General features: G+C 71.1%; 2 protein-coding genes. Both read left to right on the top strand.

Annotated elements, in window-relative coordinates; all coding sequences use genetic code 11:
- The coding region (locus G3N97_RS38545) for an NAD(P)/FAD-dependent oxidoreductase (protein WP_205997962.1) at positions 1-1,245 on the top strand (1,245 nt) is incomplete at its 5' end.
- Positions 1,238-1,837, top strand: a 600-nt coding sequence (locus G3N97_RS38540) for an FAD-dependent oxidoreductase (protein ID WP_205997961.1), incomplete at its 3' end; no start/stop codon positions are given. The genes G3N97_RS38545 and G3N97_RS38540, both read left to right, overlap by 8 nt.

Genomic DNA, 1,837 nt, shown 5'->3' with positions numbered 1-1,837 from the left:
CCCGCCCCGCCCCACAGGGCGCTTCTCGGCCCCGACTCCGCGGCGGGCGCGGCCCTCGCCGAGGACTTCGTGCGCTCGGGCGCGCGCCATCTGCCGGGCGCGACGGTCTGGCAGGTCACGCGCGAGCGCGCGGTCCACTACCTCAAGGACGGCAAGGTCGGCAGCTTCGCGGCGCAGCGCGTGATCCTCGCGAGCGGCGCGCTCGAACGGCCGTTCCCGATTCCGGGCTGGACGCTGCCCGGCGTGCTCACGGCGGGCGCGGCGCAAATCCTCCTGAAAAGCGCGGGCGAAGTGCCCGCCGCGCCGCCCGTGCTCGCAGGCTGCGGCCCGCTGCTTTATCTGCTCGGCTGGCAGTACGTGCGCGCGGGCGTGCCGATCCGCGCGCTCGTCGATACCACGCGTCACGAAGATCGCTGGCGCGCGAAGTCGCATCTGCTCGCGGCGTTGCGCGCGTGGCCGTTCTTGAGCAAAGGCCTGCAATTGCTGCGTACGTTGCGCGACGCGCGCGTGCCGATCTACGAAGGCGCCGACGATCTCGCGATCGAAGGCACGCTGGGTGCGGACGGCACGCAGCGCGCCGCCGCGCTCACCTTCACTTCGCAGGGCCGCGCGCAACGCGTCGAAGCCGATGTGATCCTGCTGCATCAAGGCGTCGTGCCGAACACGCAGTTCACGCAGGCGCTGCGCGCGGCGCATCGCTGGGACCCCGCGCAACTCTGCTTCACACCGCAGACCGACGCCTGGGGCGAACTCGACGTGCCCGGCATTTTCGTGGCCGGCGACGGCGCGGGCATCGGCGGCGCGCAGGCGGCCGCGCAACAGGGCACGCTCGCCGCGCTTGCCGTGGCGTCGCAACTCGGCATGCTCGACACCGCCACGCGCGAGCGCGAAGCCCACGCGCACCGCGCGGCGCTCGCACACGTGATGCGCATCCGTCCGTTTCTCGACAGCCTCTATCGTCCGCGCGACGCCAACCGCATTCCCGCCGACAGCACCATCGTCTGCCGCTGCGAGGAAGTCACTGCGGGCGAATTACGCGGCTTCGTCGCGCTCGGCTGCGTCGGGCCGAATCAGGCGAAATCGTTCGGACGCTGCGGTATGGGACCGTGCCAGGGACGCCTGTGCGGCTTGACCGTGACCGAAGTGATCGCCGACGCCCGAAAGGTCGCGCCGGACGAAGTCGGCTACTACCGCATTCGTCCGCCGATCAAGCCGATCACGCTGGGAGAACTCGCCAGTGAATGAGCAACCCGCCCGCGCGCAGCAGGAAGCCGACGTGCTCGTGATCGGCGGCGGCCTGCACGGCACCAGCAGCGCGTTCCATCTCGCGCGGCGCGGCGCGAGCGTGATCGTGCTCGAAGCCGATTACGTCGCGCGCCATTCGTCGGGCGTGAACGCGGGCGGCGTGCGCACGCTCGGCCGCCCACTGCCCGAAATTCCCCTCGCACTGCGCTCGCGCGAACTCTGGCACACGCTGCCCGAGCTGATCGGCGACGACGGCGGTTTCGTGCCCTCGGGCCAACTGAAGATCGCCGAAACCGACGCGGAACTCGACGAATGCCGCGAACGCGTCGCGCTGCTGAACGCACACGGCTTTACGCACGAAACGCTGATCGACCGCGAACGCGTGCTCGAACTCGAACCGGCGCTCGCGCGTCACGTGACGGGCGGCATCTGGGTCGAGCGCGACGGCTACGCACTGCCGTATCGCACGACCACGGCGTTTCGGCTCGCCGCGCAGCGGCTGGGCGCGCGCTTTATCGAAGGCACGCCCGTCGCGCGCATCGAGCCGCACGGCGAGCGCTGGCTCGCGCACACGCCGCGCGGCACGTTCGCG

This window comes from Paraburkholderia sp. Ac-20347, from assembly GCF_017104805.1.
Taxonomy (GTDB): domain Bacteria; phylum Pseudomonadota; class Gammaproteobacteria; order Burkholderiales; family Burkholderiaceae; genus Paraburkholderia; species Paraburkholderia tropica.
The sequence above is the reverse complement of the archived record's forward strand: the minus strand, read 5'-3'. Positions and strand labels throughout refer to the sequence as shown.